The 23,160-nt window shown below is 63.4% G+C and carries 26 protein-coding genes; 20 read left to right on the plus strand and 6 right to left on the minus strand.

What is annotated here, in order from left to right:
• Positions 1-326 precede the first annotated feature (326 nt).
• Positions 327-1,352 carry a ribosome small subunit-dependent GTPase A gene (gene rsgA / locus WC421_03450; protein MFA5161279.1) on the plus strand — a complete coding sequence of 342 codons (1,026 nt, stop codon included), beginning with the start codon at positions 327-329 and terminating at the stop codon, positions 1,350-1,352.
• Positions 1,353-1,431: 79 nt separating this feature from the next.
• Here rsgA and WC421_03455 read toward each other — a convergent pair whose 3' ends face one another.
• Positions 1,432-2,133, minus strand: coding sequence for a hypothetical protein (locus tag WC421_03455; GenBank protein ID MFA5161280.1), 702 nt, complete (start codon positions 2,131-2,133; stop codon positions 1,432-1,434).
• 550 nt (positions 2,134-2,683) lie between these two features.
• On the opposite strand from WC421_03455, the gene WC421_03460 reads away from it, so the two are divergent.
• From WC421_03460 to WC421_03550, 19 genes are all read left to right on the plus strand, one after another.
• Positions 2,684-3,262: a hypothetical protein gene (locus tag WC421_03460; protein MFA5161281.1), complete on the plus strand. Its 579-nt coding sequence runs from the start codon at positions 2,684-2,686 to the stop codon at positions 3,260-3,262.
• Positions 3,252-4,433, plus strand: coding sequence for a PBSX family phage terminase large subunit (locus WC421_03465; protein ID MFA5161282.1), 1,182 nt, complete (start codon positions 3,252-3,254; stop codon positions 4,431-4,433). The genes WC421_03460 and WC421_03465 overlap by 11 nt, the downstream gene beginning before the upstream one ends.
• Positions 4,434-4,441: 8 nt before the next feature.
• Positions 4,442-5,638, plus strand: coding sequence for a phage portal protein (locus WC421_03470; protein MFA5161283.1), 1,197 nt, complete (start codon positions 4,442-4,444; stop codon positions 5,636-5,638).
• Complete coding sequence (locus WC421_03475; GenBank protein MFA5161284.1) at positions 5,635-6,297, plus strand: HK97 family phage prohead protease; 663 nt, start codon at positions 5,635-5,637, stop codon at positions 6,295-6,297. Before WC421_03470 ends, WC421_03475 begins: the two co-directional genes overlap by 4 nt.
• Before the next feature lie 24 nt (positions 6,298-6,321).
• Positions 6,322-7,536, plus strand: a complete 1,215-nt coding sequence (locus WC421_03480; GenBank protein ID MFA5161285.1) for a phage major capsid protein — start codon at positions 6,322-6,324, stop codon at positions 7,534-7,536.
• 56 nt (positions 7,537-7,592) lie between these two features.
• Positions 7,593-8,150 (plus strand): phage head-tail connector protein, encoded by a 558-nt coding sequence (locus WC421_03485; GenBank protein MFA5161286.1) that lies wholly within the window; start codon positions 7,593-7,595, stop codon positions 8,148-8,150.
• Positions 8,147-8,482: a hypothetical protein gene (locus tag WC421_03490; protein MFA5161287.1), complete on the plus strand. Its 336-nt coding sequence runs from the start codon at positions 8,147-8,149 to the stop codon at positions 8,480-8,482. Before WC421_03485 ends, WC421_03490 begins: the two co-directional genes overlap by 4 nt.
• Positions 8,472-8,882 carry an HK97-gp10 family putative phage morphogenesis protein gene (locus tag WC421_03495; protein ID MFA5161288.1) on the plus strand — a complete coding sequence of 137 codons (411 nt, stop codon included), beginning with the start codon at positions 8,472-8,474 and terminating at the stop codon, positions 8,880-8,882. Before WC421_03490 ends, WC421_03495 begins: the two co-directional genes overlap by 11 nt.
• Entirely contained in the window at positions 8,879-9,268 is a 390-nt protein-coding gene (locus WC421_03500; protein MFA5161289.1) for a hypothetical protein, read from the plus strand. Before WC421_03495 ends, WC421_03500 begins: the two co-directional genes overlap by 4 nt.
• An 8-nt stretch (positions 9,269-9,276) precedes the next feature.
• Positions 9,277-10,140, plus strand: coding sequence for an Ig-like domain-containing protein (locus WC421_03505; protein MFA5161290.1), 864 nt, complete (start codon positions 9,277-9,279; stop codon positions 10,138-10,140).
• A 1-nt stretch (position 10,141) separates the two neighbouring features.
• On the plus strand, positions 10,142-10,540 hold the full coding sequence (locus WC421_03510; GenBank protein MFA5161291.1) for a hypothetical protein: 399 nt from the start codon (positions 10,142-10,144) through the stop codon (positions 10,538-10,540).
• A gap of 151 nt (positions 10,541-10,691) precedes the next feature.
• The gene (locus WC421_03515) at positions 10,692-11,522 is read left to right on the plus strand and encodes a hypothetical protein (protein MFA5161292.1); all 831 of its coding nucleotides are present in this window, start codon (positions 10,692-10,694) and stop codon (positions 11,520-11,522) included.
• The gene (locus tag WC421_03520; GenBank protein MFA5161293.1) at positions 11,519-12,274 is read left to right on the plus strand and encodes a hypothetical protein; all 756 of its coding nucleotides are present in this window, start codon (positions 11,519-11,521) and stop codon (positions 12,272-12,274) included. Before WC421_03515 ends, WC421_03520 begins: the two co-directional genes overlap by 4 nt.
• Positions 12,274-14,175, plus strand: coding sequence for a hypothetical protein (locus WC421_03525; protein ID MFA5161294.1), 1,902 nt, complete (start codon positions 12,274-12,276; stop codon positions 14,173-14,175). The genes WC421_03520 and WC421_03525 overlap by 1 nt, the downstream gene beginning before the upstream one ends.
• A complete protein-coding gene (locus tag WC421_03530; GenBank protein ID MFA5161295.1) occupies positions 14,175-14,444 on the plus strand; it encodes a hypothetical protein in 270 nt (89 codons plus the stop codon). The genes WC421_03525 and WC421_03530 overlap by 1 nt, the downstream gene beginning before the upstream one ends.
• 1 nt (position 14,445) lies before the next feature.
• Entirely contained in the window at positions 14,446-17,640 is a 3,195-nt protein-coding gene (locus WC421_03535; GenBank protein MFA5161296.1) for a hypothetical protein, read from the plus strand.
• 31 nt (positions 17,641-17,671) lie between these two features.
• On the plus strand, positions 17,672-17,989 hold the full coding sequence (locus tag WC421_03540) for a hypothetical protein (GenBank protein MFA5161297.1): 318 nt from the start codon (positions 17,672-17,674) through the stop codon (positions 17,987-17,989).
• Complete coding sequence (locus WC421_03545; GenBank protein MFA5161298.1) at positions 17,989-18,381, plus strand: M15 family metallopeptidase; 393 nt, start codon at positions 17,989-17,991, stop codon at positions 18,379-18,381. Before WC421_03540 ends, WC421_03545 begins: the two co-directional genes overlap by 1 nt.
• Positions 18,378-18,680, plus strand: a complete 303-nt coding sequence (locus WC421_03550; protein ID MFA5161299.1) for a hypothetical protein — start codon at positions 18,378-18,380, stop codon at positions 18,678-18,680. The genes WC421_03545 and WC421_03550 overlap by 4 nt, the downstream gene beginning before the upstream one ends.
• A gap of 146 nt (positions 18,681-18,826) precedes the next feature.
• On the opposite strand, the gene phoU is transcribed toward WC421_03550, so the two are convergent.
• From phoU to pstS, 5 genes are read right to left on the minus strand one after another with little or no spacing between them, the layout of a single operon-like run.
• Positions 18,827-19,537 carry a phosphate signaling complex protein PhoU gene (gene phoU / locus WC421_03555; GenBank protein MFA5161300.1) on the minus strand — a complete coding sequence of 237 codons (711 nt, stop codon included), beginning with the start codon at positions 19,535-19,537 and terminating at the stop codon, positions 18,827-18,829.
• A 10-nt stretch (positions 19,538-19,547) separates the two neighbouring features.
• Positions 19,548-20,306 (minus strand): phosphate ABC transporter ATP-binding protein PstB, encoded by a 759-nt coding sequence (pstB, locus tag WC421_03560; protein ID MFA5161301.1) that lies wholly within the window; start codon positions 20,304-20,306, stop codon positions 19,548-19,550.
• Entirely contained in the window at positions 20,303-21,124 is an 822-nt protein-coding gene (gene pstA, locus WC421_03565; GenBank protein MFA5161302.1) for a phosphate ABC transporter permease PstA, read from the minus strand. The genes pstB and pstA overlap by 4 nt, the downstream gene beginning before the upstream one ends.
• Positions 21,121-22,032: a phosphate ABC transporter permease subunit PstC gene (pstC, locus tag WC421_03570; protein MFA5161303.1), complete on the minus strand. Its 912-nt coding sequence runs from the start codon at positions 22,030-22,032 to the stop codon at positions 21,121-21,123. Before pstC ends, pstA begins: the two co-directional genes overlap by 4 nt.
• Positions 22,029-23,039: a phosphate ABC transporter substrate-binding protein PstS gene (pstS, locus tag WC421_03575; protein MFA5161304.1), complete on the minus strand. Its 1,011-nt coding sequence runs from the start codon at positions 23,037-23,039 to the stop codon at positions 22,029-22,031. Before pstS ends, pstC begins: the two co-directional genes overlap by 4 nt.
• Positions 23,040-23,160: the final 121 nt, after the last annotated feature.

Genomic DNA, 23,160 nt, shown 5'->3' on the forward strand with positions numbered 1-23,160 from the left:
ACAAGATGCCGGAGATTGCATATAAAAGCGGGCGTCGCGCCTCCTTTTCCCTGTAAACAATTCCGTTCCGAAGGAAGGCGCGGGGCATAATTCCCGGCTGGCGGCTTTTGCGCGCCGGCAGCCGCGCATGGCAATGCCATGCCGCTTTTTACCTGAATGATTCAGCTGGTTGCGTGAAACGAGGCGAAAAAACGCGAAATAATGCCGAACAAAATTATCCGCGCGCGCCTCACTGCGCAAAAGGATAATTTTGTGAAGGCAGTATGAAGCGATTTTTCGCCGAATTCCGCAATCCAACTGAAACATTCAGGTTTACGAGGAATACAATGCAAAACGACATTACCGCGCTCGTAACGGCGGAACACAGGCAGGCTTACAGTGTTTATCTGGACGGCAAAACCATCCCTGCGCAGGTGGCGGGAAAATTCAGGGCAAGCGCGGTTTCAAGGCTGGATTTTCCCGTGGTCGGGGACAGTGTGGCCGTAACATTGCATGACAACGGCGAGCAGGCGGTAATCAATGAAGTGCTGCCGCGCAAATCCATTCTGCTGAGAAAGGAGGTTTCCGGCGGGCATGACGCCCAGCCGCTGGCGGCGAATATAGACAGGGTGTTCATAGTGATGGGGCTGGACGGCAATTTCAACACCGCCCGGCTAGAGCGGCTGCTGGTCGCCGCCCGGGACAGCAATGCGGCCCCGGCGGTGATTCTCACCAAAAAAGACCTCTGCCCCGAAGCGGAGCTGGCGGAAAAGACGGCCGCCGCCGCGCGCTGCGCGCCCGGCGCGGAGATAATATGCGTCTGCGCCGTCTCCGGCGAGGGGATGGAATCCGTGATCCGGCTGCTGGGCAGCGGCGCCGCCTGTTTTGCCGGCTCCTCCGGCGCGGGCAAAAGCACGATTATAAACCGGCTCTGCGGCTATGAGGCGGCGGCAACGCGGCCCGTCCGGGAAGACGACAGCCGGGGCAGGCACACCACCGTAGCGCGCCAACTCTATATCCTCCCGAACGGCGCAAGGATAATAGACACCCCCGGCATCCGGGAATTCGGGCTTGAATGCGCGGAGGGCGGGCTTGGCGCGTCTTTTCCCGATATAGAGGAGCTGGCGGCGCAATGCAGGTTCGGAAACTGCTCGCACGATACCGAGCCGGGCTGCGCCGTAAAGGAGGCAATCTCTGGCGGCAGGCTGCCGCCCGCCCGGCTGAAAAATTACCTCAAGATGCAAAGGGAGATGTTCCACGGCCAGGCAAAGCATGACGCGAAAAAGCGAATGCTGGCGAACCGGCAATCCAGGGCATTCGCCCGGCGCTGCCGCGGCGTGTTGGAGGCCAAACGCAGGCTGCGCGGCGGCTGAAGCCGCAACTGGCGGCAGGAACCGCAACGGCGGAGCATCCGCTCCTCCGCCGCCTCGGTTCCTGCCGCCAATTTCAGGGTTAGTTGTTGCAGGCGCAGGCGCGCGGGCAGTTGTAAGCGCTTGCGTCGGCCGTGGTGTCGCCGGAGCATCTGGCCACCCCCATGCCGAGACTGTTTGAACAGCCAATCTGCAAAGAGCAGCCCCCCATCCATGACCCCAGCCCTATCGCGCTGGCCACCGACTGGCAGTGCGCGTCGGTCCCGGTGGAGCCGGCATATGTCTTGGTGGCGGCATTGTAGCCGCCATGCGAGGAGCAGGTCGTTGTGCAGGAATCTCCCGCCGTCCCCTTATACCAATGAAAACAGGCTGCCGAGCTTTGACTCAACGTTCCGCTGTTGCAGGTTACGGTAACGGCGGAGCCCACCCACACGGACCTGGAGTCTGAGACAGACGTGCTTCCCCCGTGGGCCAGCGCGCCCACGCTGCCGCTGCAATTTGACCATGTAACGGACTGCGCCAGGCAGCCGCACTCGCTGAGCGTTATATTGGCGCCGTGCTTTGCTATAAACCCGTTTGTTCCGGTCCATTCGCCCGCGCTGTAGACCGGAACGTAAAGCGCCTGCCCCGTATTGTTGGTTACGACTTTACAGGTCCCGAAGGCATCTATGCGCAGATTGCCGCCGTTGGCGATGCTGATATTTTCCTCCGCGTAAGCGGCGGCAAATGCGATTGCCAGCGTTATGACGGAAACTATTATTTTCCCCGCGCCGAATGAATTCATATCCCCTGCCTCCAAACTCCGCAAAACGCGCGAATTGCCAGCGCGCAGAATTTTGAACCGGTAGATGGCGGATAAAATCAAGCAGGAAAACAAAACGGCGGCCACCGTTCCGAACGCACCATGCTATTGCGCATGGCGCCGATGAAGCCCAAACTTCTCAAATTGCGCTTTGGTTGCCGGTTAAACCTCCCGCGCAACACCTCTCACTTGAAATTGTATACTCTGGCGGCAGCCGCGTCAACCTCCGTTTTCCGGCCTCCATTTTCCGCGGTTGGGCAGCGGAGGCCCGTGGCGGAGAGCGGGGCGCTTCTGCCATGGTTTTTATAAGGGAAAAGTCCGGATAATCTGTGAAAATCTGTGGTCAATCTGTGGATTATACCGCCGTTAAATCATAAGGAAACCAACCGCTTTGCGGTGGGGCGGTTTTTCCCGTCGGAAAAAAATAACGCTTGACACTTTGAACAGTTTCTGATACAATCGTATCAGACTTGGGGAGCCGCCATACGGGCCCTTTACGGGCCGGAGGCGCGCGGTTTCGCGCGGCCTGAACATGGCGACAGGCGGTTTTTTAGGGCATAACAAGGCGCTGCCGTCCGCGCGGCGCGCGCCGCTTTCGCGGCGCAAGGCGGCGCAGCATGATGACTGCGCCTCCCCTGCGGAACAGCGCGCCGCGCAGCCGGGCGGGCCGGAAAAGCCCGCCGCTTCCAGAGGCAGGACGCAGCCTCCGGCGCAGGCCGGCGCGGCCAGGACGGCGGCGCGGGCCGCGGCCTCAAAAAGCGGGCCACAGGCCCCTTCCGCGCAGGATGCCGGGGAATTTTTTCTTGAAATGGTCTGCCGCTGCGCGGATATCTCGTCCGCGCTGAGAAAATCCGGCTTCTCGCTGCCGGAGCTTTACGGCAGGCTGCTTTCCGACCATGATTTCCGGTCCAGATTTGACGAGCGCGCCAGCCTCAAGCTGGAGCTTGCCGCTTTTGACACCGCGCTGCGCGGCAACGCCGCGCTGACGGGTTTTTTGCTCTCAAACCGCCTGCCGGACAGATACCGCAAGGGCGCGCTGGCCCCCAAAACGGCGCAGCCGCCCCAGATAGTGTTTGTGGCGCACGACTCCGGAGCCGCGCATGAGGATTGAGGTGCGGACCACCCGGATATTCTCGGCCAACCTCGCCGCGCGGGCGGCGGCGGTGGTAAATGTGGGCGGGGCGCGCTCTTCCAAATCGCACAGCCTGGCACAACTGCTCATCATGCGCGCCGCAAACGAGCAGGGCGCGCGCATCGCCGTTACCCGCAAGACCATGCCCGCGCTGGAGCGCACCGCCTACCGGCTGGTGATAGACCTGCTCAAGGCCTACGGCCTCTACGACAGCGCCTTCCACGGCAGAAGCAAAAAACTCTATCAGCTCGGCGACAGCGTGTTTGAATTCTTTTCGCTGGACGACCCGGAAAAAATAAAAAGCTCCGAATACAACTATATCTGGATGGAGGAGGCCAACGAATTCTCGTGGGAGGATTATCTGGCGCTTTCCACCCGGCTTTCGGCAAAGCCCGCGCCCGGAGAGAAAAACCGCATTTACATCAGCATCAACCCCTCCGACACCGGCGGCTGGATTCCAAAGCGGCTTATGCGCCAGCCGGATGTGGAGGTGATACATTCCACCTGGCGCGACAACCCCTTCCTGCCGCCGGAGTATGCGGCGACAATCAACGGGCTTAAAGAGCAGGACGAAAACGCCTGGCGGGTTTACTGCCTGGGGCAGTGGGGAATGCGGCGCGGGCTTGTTTACCCGGACTGGCAGCCCGCGGACTCTCCGCCCGAAAACCCGGACGACACCGTTTTCGGGCTGGATTTCGGCTTCAACAACCCCACCGCCCTGGTGCGCGCCGACCTCAAGGACGGCGCGCTTTTTCTGGACGAGCTGCTCTACGAATCCGGCCTCACCAACAGCGCGCTCTGCGAGAGGCTGCGCGCCGTTATCCCGCCGGAGCTTTCCGGCAGGCCGGTATACGCAGACAGCGCCGAGCCGGCGCGCATAGAGGAGCTTGTCCTGCGCGGCTGGGACGCCCGCGCCACCGACAAGGCGGTGCTGGAGGGCATTGAAACCCTCAGGGGGTTCCGGCTGCGGGTAACGCGCCGCTCGGCCAATTTAATAAAGGAGATTGAAAATTACTGCTGGCGGACCACGCCCTCCGGCGCGGCGCTGGACGAGCCGGTGCGCTTCAACGACCATGCGCTGGACGCGGCGCGCTACGCCGCGCGCACGCATTTGCGCGCCAAACCGGGGCCGGACATCAGCTTCATATAGGAGAGAATATGAACATATTCAGGCAAATGCTGGACCGCGCCGCGCAGACGCTGGGATACGGAAAATCGTTTATCGCTCCGGCGGCGCAGGAGCTGCCGCTGTCCGGAGCGAAACTGCCGGACCCCACCCTTAATTTCTACCGCCCCTACGCGCGGGCCTATGCCGACAGGGCATGGGTTTATGTCTGCGTCTCAGCGGTGGCGGACGCGGTGGCCTCCACCCCCATGCTGCTTAAAAACGGCAAAGGGGGCAATGTGGAAAAACACGCGGCATTGCAGCTGCTGTGGCGGCCCAATCCGTTCATGTCGGGGCGGGCGCTGCGGCAATGGCTGGCCGCCTCGCTGGAGCTGACGGGCAACGCATACCTGCTTAAGGATTCGGTTTCAAACGGCAGGCCGGGCGAGCTGTGGCCGCTGCTTAGCCATCTTGTTGAAATACTTCCCGGCAAAAGCGCGGAGTCGCCGGTGGAGGGCTACCGCTACCGCGCCGGCTCAAACTCCGCCGTGTACGCGCCGCAGGACATAATCCACTTCAAATATTTCAATCCGCTGGACTGGTTCTACGGCCTTGCGCCGCTGGCCGCGGCGCGATTTGCCTGCGAATCCCTGGAGGCGGCGGAAAATTTCAACCGCGCGTTTTTTGAAAATTCCGCCACGGTCTCCGGCATACTCTCCAGCGAGGCCCGGCTGGACGACGCTTCCCGGCGGCGCATAGTAAGCTCCTGGAACGAGACCCATGCCGGGCCGCGCCGGGCGCATAAGGTGGCGCTGCTGGAGGGCGGGCTTAAATGGCAGGCCATCTCGGTCTCGCAGAAGGACATGGATTTTATCGCCGGCATGAAATTCAGCCGCGAGGCGCTGCTGGCGATTTTCCGCGTTCCGCCCGCGCTGGTGGGCATTTTTGACAACGCGCCGCAGTACGGCACCAGAGAGCAGCAGCGGATATTCTATCAGGGCTGCGTGATGCCCAAATGCCAGCTCGCCTGCGAAACGCTGACCGAGTTCCTGCTCCCGGATTTTGACCGGACGGGAACCCTGTACCTGGACTCCGATTTTTCGCAGGTGTCCGCGCTGCGCGAGGACGAGCAGGGCCGCGCGCTGGCGGCGGAGACGTATCTGCGCGCGGGCTTCCCGCGCGACGAGGTTATAGACGGGCTGGCGCTGCCTTTTTCCAAAAGCGCCCGCCCGAAAGGAGACGCCCAATGAGCGCAGAGAGCAAAGGCGTCCGCGTAAGCGGCACGCGCGGCAGGCCGGCGGTCAAGATAGTCCCCATTTACCGCCCGAAAATATACGAGCAGGGCCAAAACACCGTCATAGAGGGCTACGCCAACACCAAAAACCGCCCGGACCGCTACGGCGATGTTCCCGCCGTCTACCCGAAGCTGCGGGATTACGTCTACGACTGCGCGGAATTCCTGAAAAACCCCGTGCTGATGATAGACCATGTCAACGCGGTGGACCATGTGGCCGGCTCGGTGGTGGACGTGCACGAAGACGAAACCGGCCTGTTTTTCCGCGCGGTTTTTTCCGCGTCGGATTATCCGGTGGTGGCGCACGCGCGGCAGGTTTACGCCGAGGGGCACGCGCGCGGCATCTCCATGGCGGGGCAGTTCCTTTATGAAAACCCCCAGTCGCCGGAGCAGCTGACGCTGGCCCGCATCTACGAGATTTCGCTGGTGGCCGTGCCGGCGGACCCCAACGCCCTGGCCGAGGCGATGAAAAAAGCGATGGAGGCGGTCTGCGACGGCTCCTGCGACGAGAACACGCGGGCCTCGCGCCTTCTTTCGCTTAAAAGCGCCATAGACCGCTGGACCTGCGACATGCGCCGCAGAAAAGCGAAAACACAGCCGCCGGCGCGGGGCTGACAAACCCAAACACAAGGAGACACCATGAACGAATACGATGAAGCGGTAAAGTCAATATCCGAACTCAGAAAAACCCTTGAAACCCGGCTGGACGACTGCATCACGCGTGAAAACGCCGAGAAAATCGCCGAGGACGCCGTGCGCCGCCTGCACCCGCCGGAAAAAAAGGCCCTCCTGCCCCAGACGCCCGAGGACCTCGCCGCCCGCGCCGAGAAATTCAGGACCGGCGCGGCCAACGCGCCGGAAAAGCCGTGGACTTCCGCCTACGGCGCGAAATTCGGCAACATGCGCAACTTCCTGATTGCCGCGCGGGAGCATTACGGCATGTCCGCGGACGGCAAAGCCGCCCCGCTGGCCGAGGGCGGCGGCACCGGCGGCGGCTACCTCGTGCCGGCGGAGTTCACGGCGGAGGTGGTGCGCATAATGGGCGACGTCTCCGTCATCATGCAGCTGGCCAACGTGATTCCGATGTCCGGCTGGAAGCGGCATCTGCCCAAGCAGCTCACCAACGTGGCCGTGGGCTGGGTGGCCGAGGGAGCCGCCAGGCCCGTTACAAACCCCACCTTCGGCCAGATAGAGCAGGTGGCAAAGGTGCTGGCCGCCGTAATCAAATGCTCCGACGAGCTGCTGCGCGACAGCGCGGTAAACCTCACCGCCTTCCTGGCCGAAATAGTGGCCGAGAACATGGCGCTGGAGATAGAGCGCGTCGCGCTGGCGGGCAGCGTATCCGGCGGGGACCCCTTTGACGGGGTGCTTAACGGCTCCGGCGTAAACCAGGTGAGCATGGCGGGCGCTTCCGTCTGCTTTGACGACATCGCCTCGCTGCTGTTCTCGCTTAACGCGCAGTACGCGCGGGACGGCGTCATCGCGCTCAGCAGAACCGGCCTTAAAAAGCTGCTGGCGCTCAAGGACACCACAGGCAGCTACATCTGGCAGCCGCCGGCGGGAAACCTGCCCGCGACGCTCTGGAACACGCCGTATGTCGTAAGCTCCCAGATTCCGACCAATCTGGGAACCGGCTCCGACCTGACGGCGGCGCTGTTCGGGAGATTCAAAAACTACCTGATAGTCTCGCCCCGGCAGCAGCTGGAGGTGCGCGTCTCGCAGGACGCGGCGGACTGGGTGGATTCGCAGCTCCAGTCTGCGTTCATGAGCGACCAGACATGGCTGCGCTTCTCGCAGGCGCTGTCCGTGGACGTCGCCTATGGCGCGGCGTTCTCGTGCCTGAAGTTCAAATGACAGGGCGGCGGGGGCGGATTGCGTTTGCAGTCCGCCCCCGCCCCGGCGGAGGATACATGGCTTTATCGGCAAATGCGCTTACAACCCTTGCGGCGGCCAAGACCAGCCTGCAAATACCGCAGGACGACACGTCAAAGGATTCGCTTATAGAGCTGCTCATAGAATCCATGAGCGCGGCGGCGGAATCCTACTGCTCGCGCGCGCTGGCCCGGCGCGTCATCCTGGGCGAGCCGCACGAGGTCTGCGGCAGGAAATTCACGCTGGACCAGTATCCGGCGGCGGGACTGGCGAAAATAGTCCTCAACGGAAGCGAAATCGCGCTGGACGGCGTGGAGCTTGATTCGCAGGCCGGCATAGTGAAGCTGCCGCTGGCCGCGCGCGGGGCCGCGCTGGTGGATTATACCGCCGGGCTGTGCGCCCGCCCCGAGGAGACGCCGCGCGACATCCAGCTTGCGATATGGAAATGGCTGGAAGACGTCCTCTCCCGCGAAAGCGGGGAGGGCATCTCGCGCGAGCAGCTGGGCGATTACGTGGTGGATTATTCAGACCGCAACGGCTGGCCGCCGCCCATAGTCTGCTCGCTGCTGGAAATCTACCGCGCGGAGAGGCTATGACGCCCGCCTCGCTTTTCAACTCGCGCTGCGACATAGAGACTGCCCTGTTCTCTAAGGACCAGGACAGCGGGCAGAGCCGCCCCTCCTGGCAGGCGGCGGCCTCAAATGTGCCGTGCAGGCTGCGGTGGCGCGCGCAAAGCGAGCGGCTCTCCGGCAAGACGCGCTGGCTGGAATCCGATTATGTCCTTTACCTCAAATGGCGGGCGGTGGAGCCGCTGTCCTCGCGCATAAAAACGGGGGGCCGCGTTTTTACCGTAACCGGCGCGGAAAATATCGGCGGGGCGGGCCGCTACGCGGCCCTTTACCTGCGGGAGGTTTGCGATGAGAATTGAAGCCGCGTTTGCCAACGCCGGTGAAGTCTGCGCCGCGCTTTCCGCCGCAAGCGGGGCGGCGAAAGCGGGCGTCGCCGCCATGCTTGAGGAGGAGGGGCTGGCGGCGGCGGAGCGGCTGCGCCAAACCCTCTCCGTCTCCGCGCGGGACAACGGGCCTTCCCGGCCCGGCGGGGCGCCGCGCTCTGTAAACGGGGCATTGGCCGCATCCGTCTCGCATGCCGTTGAAACGGAGGAGGGGCAGGTTTCGCTTTCCATCGGCGCGGGCGCGCCGTACGCGCCGTATCTGGAGCATGGCACGGGCCGCATGGCGGCAAGGCCGTTTCTGCTGCCCGCGTTTGAACAGTTGAACGAAGCGGTGGAGCGGCGGCTGCAGACGCTTTTTGCGGAGGCCGGGCTATGATAATGCGCCAACTCTACCGGCTGCTGGCTTCGGACGCGGAACTGGGCGCGCTGCTGGGCGCGGCGGGCGCGGACGGGAAAATATACCCCAATTCCGCCGCCGCCGACGCCAGGCCGCCGTATCTGGTGTACCGCTGCGCGGCGGGGCAGGCGTTTATCGGGCCGTTGCGCGAGGAGACGGCGGTCTTTGAAGCCGTGTCTGAAAATTACTCGCTGTGCGGCCTTGCGCTGGCGCGGGTGGACGAACTGCTGCGCGCCGCGCGGGAAGACTCGTTTCCGCCCGGCGGCAGGCGGATATTCTGCGCGCTGCCAAGCGGCGGCTCGGATTGCCTGGACCCGCGCGGCCTTCACGTGCGCGGCGCGGCCTACAGGCTCAAATACATATAGGAGGTAACATGGGAAACGTCACCAACATAGTCGTGGGAATGCAAAGCGAGGGAACGCTCAAAATCGCCGCGCAGGGCGCGCAGGAATCCTCCGCCGCGGACGCGGGATATATAAAAGGCGGCATAGCAATAGCGCATGACGAAAACAGATACGCCGTGAAGGTGGACCAGGCGCTCGGCGCGGTGGACATGGTGCCCACCGACGAGAAGATGACAGTCAAGCTCTCTCTGGCGGAGGCCACCCTTTCCAACATGGCGCTGGCCTTCGGCTATCCGGACGGCGGGGGCGGCTTCTCCTTCGGTTCCAAGGAGGGGGCGCAGTACCGCACGCTCTACATAAACGTCAAAGGCCCCGGCGGCAGCCTGAGAAAATACACTTTCTGGAAATGCTCGCCCACCGGCAAAACCTCGCAGGCCTACAAGCTGGACAGCGAAACCGTCGTGGACGTGGAGTTTGACGTGCTCTGCGACACCGCGCATCCCGCCGCGCAGCGCTTCGGCTGCGTGAGCGATTCGGGCGCGGACAGCACGCCGCCCGCAGCCGCGCTTACCGTTCCCGCGCCGGGGGGCGGCGTCGCCGCCGGGACTAAAAACCCGCTGACTATCACATTCACCGAGGCGGGGCTGATGGACGAGGGCTCGCTGCGCTACGGCATCGCGCCGGACGCGACGGTGATGGCGCTTTACGGCTCCGCCCCAGCGGCGCTGGTGGCGGGCGCGCTGTCTTACTGCGCGCAGAGCAAGACGCTCTCCTTCACGCCCGCCGCGAACTGGAGCGCGGGAAGCTACATGCTGGTTCTGACCACCGGCGTGAAAGACGCGGCGGGCAACCGGTTGGCCGCGCCTTATTTCGCCAACTTCACGGCGGCCTGATATGAACCCTATAGACGCCATAACCCCCAGATGCAGGAAGCTTTCCCTCTCCTGCGGCGATTTCGCCATGAGCGAGATGTCCGTGCGCCGCGCCGTGGAGCTGATGCGGCTGCTGGCCGGCATGTCCGGCGAGGTCAAGGCCGCCCTGGCCTCCGGCGCGGACAATATAACGGCCATAGCCGCGTTTTCGGCGGCGGCGCTGCCGCATATGGACGAAATCGCCCGCCTGCTGATAGACGGCAGGGAGGAGACCCGGCTGCTGTGCGCGCAGATGACGGCGCGCGACGCCTCCGAGCTGGCCGCCGCGGCGGCGGAAATAAACGACTTTCCGCTTATAGCCGCGAATTTTCGCCGGGCGGCGCGGATTTTGACGACGCGCTCAGCGCCGCCTTCGCGCTAGCGGCGCGTCAATTCGGCTGCCGGTTCGAGGATACGGCGGAGAAAACGCCGCGCTGGCTGGCCTGGGCCTGCAAGACGGCGGCGGGGCCCAAAAAACCGCGGCGAGAGGCCGCGCCGGGAGAACTGGCCGCGATGGGCATAGGAGCGAGAACATGAACGATTACACCGTCAACGCGCTTATACGCACCGTCTACGACGACAGGGGAATCAATTCCTTCCGGCAGGACCTGGCCGCCGCGTCGCAGGGCGCGGGCGAACTGGCCCGTGCCGCGGGCGCGGCTTATGCCGCGCCCGCGCGGACGCCGGCGCGGGCCGCGCAGGCCTCCGCCTCGCTGACCGGCCCGGACGCGGACGACTTCGCCGATATTATAAGGGAGGAGCAGGAATATCTGCTTTCCGCCTCGGAGGCGGCGAAACTGTGGGGCGACACTCTGGAATCCACCGCGCGCGGCGCGACTAAAAAGGCCGCCGGATACGTGCATGACTTTTTCAATTCCGCCGGCGGGGATTTCCTGAACCTGGAAAAGCTGGGCGAGGGGGTGTTCAAAAGCATAGAGGACGCCTTCTTTTCCACTCTGGAAAAAATGGCGGCCAAGGCCGCCGTCTACGGCGCGCTGGATTTGCTGACCGGCGGCGGCTTTGGCAGCATGTTCGGCGGCTTCGGCAAATTCCTGAGCTTTGACGCGGGCGGGCCGGTGCCGGGGCCGGCGGGCGCGCCGGTGCCCGCGCTGGTGCACGGCGGGGAATATGTCCTCAACCGGGAGCAGGCCGCGGCCATGTCCGGCGGCGCGGGCGGGCAAATCAACGTTACCGTCAACGCGCCGGTTACCATAAGCGGCGGCGCGGCGTCGTCGGCGCAGGACGCGCGCGCCATAGCCGAAACCATAGCAGACGCCGCCCGGCGCGGCGTCGCCTGGGCGGTGGAAAGCGCGAAAGTCGGCTACAAAGTGGGGCTGGCAAGGTCCGGGGAGGGCGCGCTATGACAAATCCGGTGAAGCTTTTCAGCGCCAACTGGCTGGATGAAAATTGCGCCGTAACCGCCTCAAGCGGCGGGGGGAGGCTGGCATATCTTTATGACGGCAAACTGTCGCCGCAATGGTCGTCCTCCGGTTCCGGGCAGGGAACGGCGGAAACAATATCCGTTTCCTTCCGCAGCCGGTGGGGCAATCCGGTAACGCGGCAGATAGACCGGGTGCTGCTGCTAAACACCAATGCCGCCGCAATCTCGGCGCAATGGCAGGACTGCGCCGGGCAGTGGCATAACATCGCCGAATGCGCGCTTTCCGGCATCACCGCCGCAAACGTGCTGGCCGAGCTTGCCGCGCCGGTGGCGGCGCGCGGGTTTGCGCTCACCATAAGCGAAACCAATCCGCCGGACGGCGAAAAGCGGCTGGGCGAGCTGAAACTCTGCAAAAACCTGGCCGATTTTTCGCGCGCGCTGACCGGCGTCTCGTTCTCGTGCAAAGACAAGGGCGGCAGCTATTACCTCTGCGGCGGCAAACTCGTAACCTGGCGGCAGTACCGCAAAACCGCCGCCTCGCTCAAAGCCGACAACCTGGCGCGGGCCGACAGGGACGCGCTGCTGGCCGCGCTGGAGGAGAATTTGCTGGTCAACCTCTGCGCGGAAGACGGCGCCGACAAAACCCTGGAGCTGGCGCAGAGCGCGCCGCCGCAGCAGAGCTATGACCGGCGGACGGGGTTATACTCCGTCTCGCTGGAGCTTACGGAGCGCTGATGAGACAGATAACCCCTGCCGCCTTGTCCGCGCTGATGAGCGCCCAGCCGCCTTATGTAAAGCGCGCTACGCTGCAACGGAGGTTATGGAACGGCTCCGCCTACGAGCTGGGCGCGGGCCAGGACATCACCGCCGATATGGCGGAATGCGGGCGCATAAATTTCAAGCTGGACGCGGAAGGCTACAACGTCTGGTCGCTTTCCAACTGCGCCTTAACCGTCCGCAACGAGCGCAACCAGTGGAAAGAGGGCAACCCCGAAGGCTATTTCCCCGACGGAACCTCCGCCGCGATGAGCCGCATAGTCATAGAAGCCGGGGTTTTGCTGGAGGACGGCTCCGCCGAGCTGTCGCCCGTATTCTGCGGCTATATCTCGGACGGGATAACGCTGCTGCCGGACGAACGGAAGGCGCAGTTCACGGTCATAAGCCCGATGTCGCGGCTGGACCTGTCGCCGGCGCAGGACGCGGCGCAGTTCACTGAAAACGAGGCGGCGGGCTCCGATTCCGGTACGGAATTCACCACGCAGAATCCGGGAGTTGGCAGTATGGACAGGGTTCTGCGCGGCCAGACCGCCGACGGGCCGGAAAACGCGCAGGAGCTTATGCCGGGCGCGGATTTCTCGGTCAGCCAGCTAAGCCAATACGAACTGGGCGCGAAAATAACGCTGGCGCAGCCGCTTTCCTCGGGCCAGTCGCTGTGGGTAAGCTACCGCCGCTGGCTCCGCGACAAAACCGTGGAGCAGACCGTAAACGCGCTGCTGGACCTGGCGGGGGTTTCCGCGCGGCAGGTGGAGGCGCCTCAATTCTCATACGGGATACGGAACATATTCCCGCAATCGGGACAGGAGCAGTTTTCGGAAGGCGGGTTCTGGCAGACGATGTGGTATGCCGGCGGCGGGGGGGTGTCGCTGCTCTATAACAGTTTCGCAATGCAGTGGTATACGCCGGGGACATACACAAGCCCCGTCATAGACGGCGGCGCGGATTTGCTGCGCTGGGGCCGGTTCGGCGCGTCCCGGCAGGTTCCGGCGGGCACAACTTCGTCTTTTTCCATACGCGATTCCGCCGACGGCCAGAACTGGTCCGGCTGGAGCGATATTTCCCCCGGCGCGGCGATAGCGGCGGGCGGACGCTATATACAACTGCGCTGGAACGCGGCCTGCCAGCTTAACCCGCCGTCGCAAACGCCCGTGCTGCTGTCGTGGAGCGCGGAGTATTTCACCTCGCGCGTAACCATCTCCCTGGCGGACATGAGCGGGCTTTCCTGCCGGGCCGCGCTTGAGGAGCTGGCCAAAATCTCCTGCTGCGAATGCGGTTTTGACGCGGCGGAGACTTTCATATTCAGGCCGCGCGGCGAAGGCGGGCCGCCGCTTGCCGCGCTGGATGAAAACGCGGTAGTTTCCGCGGACAATATGTCGTCGGGGGCGGAGAGGGTCTACAACCGCATTGTGGTGGCATTTGGCGGCTACTCCCGCACGGCGGACTGCGAAAGCCAAAACGACGCCGCGCCCTCGTCGCAGCAGCGCTGCGGGACGCGCACCTACGAGATTTCCGGCGGGAACTTCCTTCCCGCCGATAACGTGGACCTTGCCTACGCCGTGGCGCCGGCGGTGTGGAATTACTGCTCCCGCGCGCGCAGGCGCATAACCGTCAAATGCCGTTTCCTGCATCACCTGGAACTGGGCGACGCGGTAAGCCTTTCCCTGCCCGACAACGCGGTTCTGCGCGCCTGGCGCTGGGGCGACGCGGGAGCCGCCTACGGCATGGCGCAGCTTCGCTGGCACGGCGACGGTTTCGCCGCCGCCCGGCTTTGCGCGTGGAAAAGCCTGTTCCGGGTGGAAGGGATAATCCACGACCTTGAAAACTTCTCCACGGAACTGGACCTTACGGAGGTGCTGTGATGCCGCTGCCAAACAACATACAAAACGGCGATATTCCCGACGCCGATGTCCTGATGGCCGACCTGAATTATCTTGCCGACGGCAAAGGCATCAGAGTGGCCGATTACGGGATGCTCAAAAGCTTCGCCGCCGGCGCGCCGGGGCAGCCGTTTCTGTGCATAGCCTCGGACTTAAAGCAGCTTATGGCGTATATGGGCGACGCCAACGTGGGCGACGGCGGGTTCATCGCCATAGGCGGCGCGCCCGCGACAACAACGGAGGTTGGATAATATGATAAGACGCGCTGTTTTTCTGGCGGTTCTGTTCCCGGCCAATGCGGCGGCGCAGTCCGCCTACTACGGGGTGAGCATGTCAACCGGAACGGGGAAAGCCACGCTTTCGCTGTCGGGGCAGGCCCTGATTGCCGCCTCCAGCTCCACTGCGGCCTCGCCCACCATAATACTTCAGGGCAACGGGGGCAGAATCACGGCCAACGGCATAACCCTGAAATCCTCGGCGACGGTGCAGGGACCGCTGGCGGTGGCAAGCTCGGTAACGGCGTCTGCCTTTTTCGGCGACGGGTCGCATTTAAGCGGAGTGGGCGTGCAGAACCTGCTTAGTTCCACAAACACCTGGACGGCAACGCAAACATTCGCGCAGGGCATAATCGGAAACATCACCGGCAACGCGGCGACGGTTACAAATGGGATTTACACCACCACACCCGCCGGGGGCGCGCTGACCGGAACCTATCCCAATCCGGCATTGGCCGCCACGCAATCCGCCGCGCACACATGGTCCGCGGCGCAGACGTTTTCAGGCAGCGTCAACATGCAAAGCCTGGTCAGTCTTTCCACGACTGCAATAAACTCCGGTCAATCCGTTCTGATTGGAGGGGACACCAACAGAAACAATCCCATAGTTCGCATCCAGCCGTACGGCTCGGCAGACGGCGGCGGGAATGCGGATTCCGGGCTTTTGGTGGACTTTCCGCACTCCAGCGGCAACAACAGGCTTTTGAGCGTTAAAAAAACAGGCGCCTACCTGTTCACGGCAACGGACGGCGGCAGGGTTGGAATCAGCACAGGGACTCCGCAATTCAATCTGGATGTGCAGGGAACCGGCAATATTTCCGGCGCGCTCACGGTCGGCTCAATCAACGCTTCCGGCGGCGCGGCGGCGGGGGACTTAAGCGGCACCTATCCCAATCCGGCGCTGGCGGCGGCGCAAACCGCCGCGCATACGTGGAGCGCGGCGCAGACTTTCACCGGCAATGTAGGCATTGGCGGCGCGCCCGCGGCGGGACTTGCCCTGAATGTGTCGGGGCTTCCGGCCCTGGGCGGTTTGAATCTGTACACGGACACGCTTTTGTCGCCGTTAGCCAATACCGGGAAGGCGGCAATCGGCTGGAATTATTCCGGCGGCGGCGGTGAAGTGGATATAATAGCCAACCGCGGCGCCGGTTCTATCGGCGGAATGAGGTTTTACGATTACACCAACGCAGGGACAATGGCACCCCTGATGGCGCTGCTTGGGAACGGGAAAGTCGGCATCGGGACACTTTCCCCGTCCACCGCGCTGCAGGTGGCCGGCGCCGTAACGGCGACCGAATTTTCCGGCGGCGGCTCCGGGCTGACGGGCGTGGTGCTCTCCGGCGGTTCGGCGGCGGGCGAACTGGCCGGCACATACCCCAACCCGGCGATAGCGGCGGCGCATTACTCCGCCGCGCACACCTGGGGTGGGACGCAGACGTTTAGCAATCCCATCGCGGGCAGCATCACCGGCAACGCGGCGACGGTTACCAACGGCATTTACACCACCACGACAGCGGCGGGGGATTTGAGCGGGACATATCCCAACCCCGCGCTGGCGGCAAGCGGGGTAACAAGCGGAAGTTACGGCGGCGCGGCGCAGTCCGCGCAAATCACCGTGGACGCCAAGGGCCGCGTCACCTCGGCCACCAATGTGGCAATCGCGGCCCCGCCTTCAGGTGCGGCGGCGGGCGAGCTGGCCGGCACGTATCCGAACCCGGCGATAGCGGCGGCGCATTATTCCGCCGCGCACACCTGGGGCGCGACGCAGACATTCAGCAATTCCATTGCGGGCAGCATCACCGGCAACGCGGCCACCGTTACCAACGGGATTTACACTACCACGGCGGCGGGCGGCGCACTGACCGGGACCTATCCTAACCCGACGCTGGCGGCGACATATGTCCAGTCCGGCGGGACGGCGGCGGGGGATTTGGCGGGAACCTATCCCAATCCCACGCTGGCGGCAAGCGGCGTGATAAGCGGAAGTTACGGCGGCGCGGCGCAGTCCGCGCAAATCACCGTGGACGCCAAGGGCCGCGTTACGGCGGCGACGAATGTGGCGATAAACGGCGTTTCCCCCGCAGGAACGGCGGCGGGCGAACTGGCCGGCACATACCCCAACCCGGCGATAGCGGCGGCGCATTACTCCGCAGCGCACACCTGGGGCGCGACGCAGACATTCAGCAATTCCATTGCGGGCAGCATCACCGGCAACGCGGCCACCGTTACCAACGGGATTTACACTACCACGGCGGCGGGCGGCGCACTGACCGGGACCTATCCTAACCCGACGCTGGCGGCCACATACGTGCAGTCCGGCGGTGCGGCGGCGGGGGATTTGAGCGGGACCTATCCCAATCCCGCGCTGGCGGCCAGCGGGGTAACAAGCGGAAGTTATGGCAACGCAACGCAGGTTGCGCAGCTTACCGTTGACGCCAAGGGGCGCATCACTTCGGCCACCAATATCGCAATCGCCATCGCGCCCGCCGGAGGCGCGGGCGGAGATCTCTCAGGCACATATCCGAACCCGGTATTGGCGGCAACGCAGACGGGCGCGCACACCTGGACGGCAAAACAGACGTTCACCGGCCCATCGCCGTCGTTTGCATATGGCATAGGAGCCAGCACCGGAGCATTCAGCGGCGACGTGCAGATGGGCTCCTTCGGAATTCCGGGACGCCTGTCGGTCCACGGCGACGCGGCGTATTATTCATACGGGGGGATATACACTTCCTCCAACGTAATCGTGGGCTCCTCCCTCGACCCGGGGTTTGGCGGGCTGTCGGTGTTCGGACAAACTCTTCTGGCGACGGGGCCGACGCCGTTCGGGCCGTATTCGGTGGGGGTGCGGAAATACTTCCCATCGGCATCCTACGCGCTGGACGTGTACGGCACCATCAACTCGGACTTCGGGGTGGTGGCGTCCACGGCCAGCTTCAGCTCGGCCAGCATGGGGACCGGGACATTCTCCACAAGCGCGACCATCAAAGGGACAGTGGACTACGGCGCGGCCACCCATGCCGATATAAGAAGCATGGCCTGCGCGTCATACTCGGCCTCGCCTGCGGCGACGTGCAGGGTGCAGTCTTCCGACAGCGCGTTTGACATATTCGTCGCCACCGGAACGGCGGCGGGCGCGTGGATAGGGGTTTATTCAAGGGGGGCGCCGTAACCATGCGCAAACGCGCCCCCTGGGTTATGATATGAGCAGACTCGTGCAAAAACTGTTTGACGCCAGGCCCAACGGCAGCCCGGACACCGTAACGGTGGATGTGCGGCGTCTGAAATCGGTTATCTGGCTGCTGATGCTGCTGTTGCCGCTGTCTTCGCTGGCGACATTTGTGGCCACGGGCCAGCGTCAGATAAACGAGCTCCGCGCCGAACTGGCGGCGCAGCGCCGGCGGCAGGACAGCAAAAGCATGGAGTTGGACGCGGCGCTGGCGCTTATACGGCAGCAGGTTGAGCGCGCCAGCCGCGACATCAGCCTGCTGCTGGACATAGAGATGAGGGGGATACGATAATGCCGTCAAGAGACATAAACGACCTGACAAAAGACCTGCAGCGCGCCTACCTGCATATGAGGGAGAAATACATGCGCCGCTTTCCCGGGCGCGAGGTTATACTGGTATGCACCCGCCGCTCCCCCGCGGAGCAGGCGGAACTCTACCAGTCCGGACGCTCCCGCCCCGGGCCGGTGCTGACCAATTGCGACGGGGTGCGCAAACTCTCGCCGCATAATTCGGACCCGTCCCGGGCGTTCGACCTGGCGGTGATAGACGGCGGCAAATACCGCGCCGACGCCCGGGCCTACGAGCCGCTGGGCGGGATGGCGCTGGAAACGGGCATAGTATGGGGCGGAAGCTGGAAAAAATTAAGGGACTTCTGCCACTTCGAGCAAAAGGAGGCGAAATGAAATTCCTGCTGAACCTGCTGCTGCCGAAAAAAGCGGGGGAGATTTTCTCCGCCGCGCAGCGGTTTCTAAGGGGCAAAAAGACATACCTCGCGGCGGGGGCGATGCTGCTCCAGTCGCTGGCCGCGCTGGCCGGGCAGCTTTGCGGGCTGGACGGCATAGCCGGGCTGCTGGAGTGGCTGCGCGGCGCGGCGCAGAACCAGACGGTGCTGGAACTGGCCCAGTCGCTGGCTATTATGGGACTGCGCGCGGGGATAGGCGCCGCTTCCGCGCCGCCGGATTCGGCGGCTAAAGCGGCCTGAGCGCGGCGCGCTCCCGCGCCGCCGGCGCGGGAGCGCGCTATCCCGGCAATTGCAGCCGGACAGCAAAATTCGGCGTTGGACTGTCCGCGCCAGCCGCCGCCCCGGTTCACGCTGCCAGCTGCGGAGAATGGGTTTGCCCGAAAATTCTACGCGGGAGCATCCCGCCAGTTCCCGGCGTTTTCCGCGCGCTGCGACGAGTCCAGCATCGGGTGGCGGATGTCCTTGCCAAGCACCATGTAAATCACGTCCTCGGCGATATTGGTGGCATGGTCGGCGATGCGCTCCAGGTTGCGCGCTATCAGAATCAGCCCCAGCGCGCGCTGCACCGTGGAGGAATCGGCTTGCATAAGCTGCATCAGCTCGTGGAAAGCCTCGCTTTTAAGCTTGTCCTCCTCGGCGTCGCGCTGGAGGACGGCGCGGGCAAGCTCGGTATCGCGGTTTACAAGGGCGTCCAGGCTGTCTTTTAGCATGGAGCCCGCCAGCACGGCCATGCGCGGAATGTCCAGCAGCTTGCGGTCCAGCGGGGGGTATTCAAGCAGTATCCCCCCCGTCTGGGCCATGTTGACGGCCTGGTCGGCGATACGCTCCAGGTCGGAATTGATTTTTATGCACGCCACCAGAAAACGCAGGTCCGATGCCGCCGGCTGGTGAAGCGCGATGATTTTTATGCAGCGGTCGTCCAGCTCCAGATGAAGCGCGTTGGCGCGGGCCTCGTCGTCCAGCACGTTGCGGAACATGGCCGCCTCGCGCGTTACAAGGCCTTTTACGGCGGACTGTATCATGCCCTCGGCCACGCCACCCATATAGAGCAGCCGCTTTTTAAGCTCCGCCTCGGCTTCCTCAAAATGCCTGTGCATTTTCGCTCTCCTATCCGAATCTGCCGGTTATATAATCCTGCGTCCGCGAATCCGCCGGGTTTGTAAACACCCTGTCCGTAACGTCAAACTCCACCAGCTCGCCCAGCAGCATGAACGCCGTCCGGTCCGACACCCGCGCCGCCTGCTGCATGTTGTGCGTTACTATGACAATGGCGAGATTCTTTTTGAGTTCGGTCAGCAATTCCTCTATCTTGGCGGTGGCTATGGGATCCAGGGCGGAGCAAGGCTCGTCCAGCAGAAGCACCCTGGGCTTTACCGCCAGCGCGCGCGCTATGCAAAGCCGCTGCTGCTGCCCGCCGGACAGATCGGTGGCCGGCTTGCGCAGGACGTCTTTGACCTCGTCCCACAGGGCGGCCTGGCGCAGGCTGGCTTCCACGATTTCATCCAGCTCCGCGCCTTTGGCGGAGCCGTTCAGCAGCGGCCCCGCCGCCACATTGCGGTAAACCGACATTGACGGGAACGGGTTGGGCCGCTGGAACACCATGCCCACGTCGCGGCGCAGCAGCACGGGGTCCATGCCGAAAATATCCGAGCCCTCAAGCCTCGCGCTGCCGGAGACCGTGGCGCACGGATACTCCTCGTGCATGCGGTTGAGGCAGCGTATCAGCGTTGACTTGCCGCAGCCCGACGGCCCGATTATGGCTGTAACCATGCGCCTGTTGAAGGCTATGTTGACATCCCGTATAACCGGCCCCGCGCCGTAACCGGCGCAAAGGCCGCAGACTTCTATAATAGGTTTTTCAGTCATATTTTTCGCATGATAAGCCGCGCGGCGATATTGCCGGCCAGCACCAGCGCAATCAGTATCAGCGCGGAGGCCCAGGCCTGGCGGTGCCAATCCTCGTACGGCGAGATGGCGTAGGTGAAAATCGCCAGCGGCAGCGCCGCCATCGGCTGCAAAAATCCGTTGTCCCAGAACCTGTTGCCGAAAGCGGTGAATATCAGCGGCGCAGTCTCCCCCGCTATGCGCGAGACCGACAGTATCACCCCCGTCATTATCCCGCGCATGGCCGAAGGCAGCACCACGCGCAGCGTAACTTTCCAGCGCGGCAGCCCAAGCGCAAGCCCCCCTTCCCGCACCGGGGAGGGGACAAGGCGCAAAAACTCCTCGGTGTTGCGCAGCACCACCGGTATCATTATCACCGCCAGCGCGCAGCTGCCGGAGAGCGCGCTGAACCGCCTCATCGGCAGCACCAGCAGGGTATAGACGAAAATCCCTATTATTATGGAAGGCATTCCGTTGAGTATGTCGGAGCAGTATCTTATGAAAGCGCCCGTCTTGCCGCGCCCGTATTCGGCCAGGTAGATTCCGCCCAGCACGCCGACCGGCGCGCCCATGCAGGCCGCCAGCGCCACTATCTTTGCCGAACCGGCTATGGCATTGGCAATGCCGCCGCCGGTTTCGCCCACCGGTTTGGGCAGTTTGGTGATGAAATCCCAGTTCACGGCCCAGATGCCCTTGAACACGATGTAGCCCAGAATAAGGAACAAGGCCAGCACGGAAATCAGGGCGCACACCCCGCATAAAACCGCCATAGCCGCGTTCAGCGCCTTGCGTTTTTTCATATTCTGGCCCCGGACGTTTCAAACTTCATCACCAGAATGCGAGCCAGCGCGTTCACCGCCAGGGTGATGCCGAAAAGCGCCAGCCCCACCGCCACAAGGGAATGCAGGTGCAGGTCCGAGGTCGCCTCCGCCATCTCGTTGGCTATCACGGCGGCCATCGTATAAGACGGCGCCAGCAGCGAGGCGGAGATTTTGGGCGTGTTGCCTATGACCATTGTTACGGCCATGGTCTCGCCCAAAGCGCGGCCCAATGCCAGAAAAACCGCGCCCGTGATGCCCGAACCGGCATACGGCAGGCTTACTTTGCACAACATTTCCCACCGCGTGGAACCCAGGGCCAGCATCCCCTCTTTCAGCGGACGGGGAACCGCAAGCAGCAGCTCCCGCGTTATCACCGTTATATACGGCAGCATCATAAGCGCCAGTATCAACCCCGCCGCCAGCATCCCCACCCCCGCCGGCGGGCCTTTGAACAGCGGGATAAAACCCAGATAGCGGTCCAGAAACGGCTCCGCCGCGCGCACCGCCGGCACGAGCACGAATATGCCCATCAGCCCGATTATGACGCTGGGTATGGCCGCCAGTATCTCTATGAAAAAGCACAATATCGCCGAAAGCCGGCGTGGCGCGTGTTCCGCCAGAAACACCGCCGCGCCCAGCCCCAGCGGCAGCGCGACAGCCAGCCCCAGCAGCGAGGAAACCAGAGTCCCGTATATGAAAGGCAGCGCGCCGAAACGCTCCGCCACCGGGTCCCACGCGCCGCCCCATACAAAAGACAGCCCGAATTTGCGCCACGCCATTGAGGAGTTGACCGACAGCTCAACCGCCAGCGCAACCGCCAGCGCGGCGACAAACAGCCCGCAGGCCGCAAGGACAAGACGGAACCGTTTGTCGCCGGATGTTTTCATTTTACTGTGGAGGCCAGCTTGCGCGCTTTTTCCGCGACCTGTTTCGGCAGCGGCGCATATCCCAGCGCCGGGGCGGATTTTTGGCCTTCGTCCAGCATCCAGAGCAGGAAGTCCTTTAATATGGCGCCGGCGCCGCCGGTATTTTTCTGATGCACCAGCAGCCAGGTGAAGGTGGCTATGGGATAGGCCTTTTCGCCTTTGGCGTTTACAATGGAGACCCTGAAGTCAGAGGGCATTTTAACACCCGCCGCCGCAGCCGTAACCGCCTCCACCGAGGCTTTGACGAATTTTCCCGCCGCGTTTTTGACTGCGGCATGGGCCAGCTTGTTCTGCTCCGCGTATATCAGTTCCACATAGCCTATGGAGCCCGGCGTCTGCTTGACCAGGCCGGAAACGCCCTCGTTGCCCTTGCCGCCGATTCCGGCGGGCCAGTTCACGGAAGCGCCCTTGCCGGCTTTCTTTTCCCAGTCCCTGCTGACTTTGGAGAGATAGTCTGTAAAGCAGAACGAGGTCCCCGAACCGTCGGAGCGGTGCACCACGGTTATCGCCTCGCCGGGCAGGGCGGCGGAGGGATTGTCTTTGGCGATGGCAGGGTCGTTCCAGCGGGTTATTTCGCCAAGGAATACTTTCGCCAGCGTTTCGGGAGAAAGATTAAGGCTGTCCACCCCCGCCACGTTGAACACCGGCACCACCGCGCCCATCACGGTGGGGATATGCAGCAGTTTGCCCTTGATTTTGGGATCGGCGAGCTGCTGGTCGCTCATCGGGCCGTCGGTGGCGCCGAAGTCCACGGTGCGCTCGGTTATCTGCCGTATGCCGCCGCCGGAGCCTATGGACTGGTAGTTTATCTGCACCCCGGGTTTGAGCTTGTGGTAATCGTCAAACCACTTGGAGTATATGGGATAGGGGAAAGTGGCCCCCGCCCCGTTTAGCGTTATCACATCCGCCGCCCGCGCGCCCGCCGCGCATACCGCCGCCGCAACCGCCGCAACAAGTATTTTCCTCATTTTTCCTCCTTGATTGAAAATCCGCTTCACAAACAGTCTAGCAGCGCGCGCGCCGCGGGTTAATAGAAGCCGCCTAAAATGTGTCTGACAACCGGATGACGGAATTGCAAACGCGCGGCGG

The sequence above is a fragment of the Elusimicrobiales bacterium genome (genome assembly GCA_041651175.1).
In the GTDB taxonomy this organism is placed as follows: domain Bacteria; phylum Elusimicrobiota; class Elusimicrobia; order Elusimicrobiales; family Elusimicrobiaceae; genus JAQTYB01.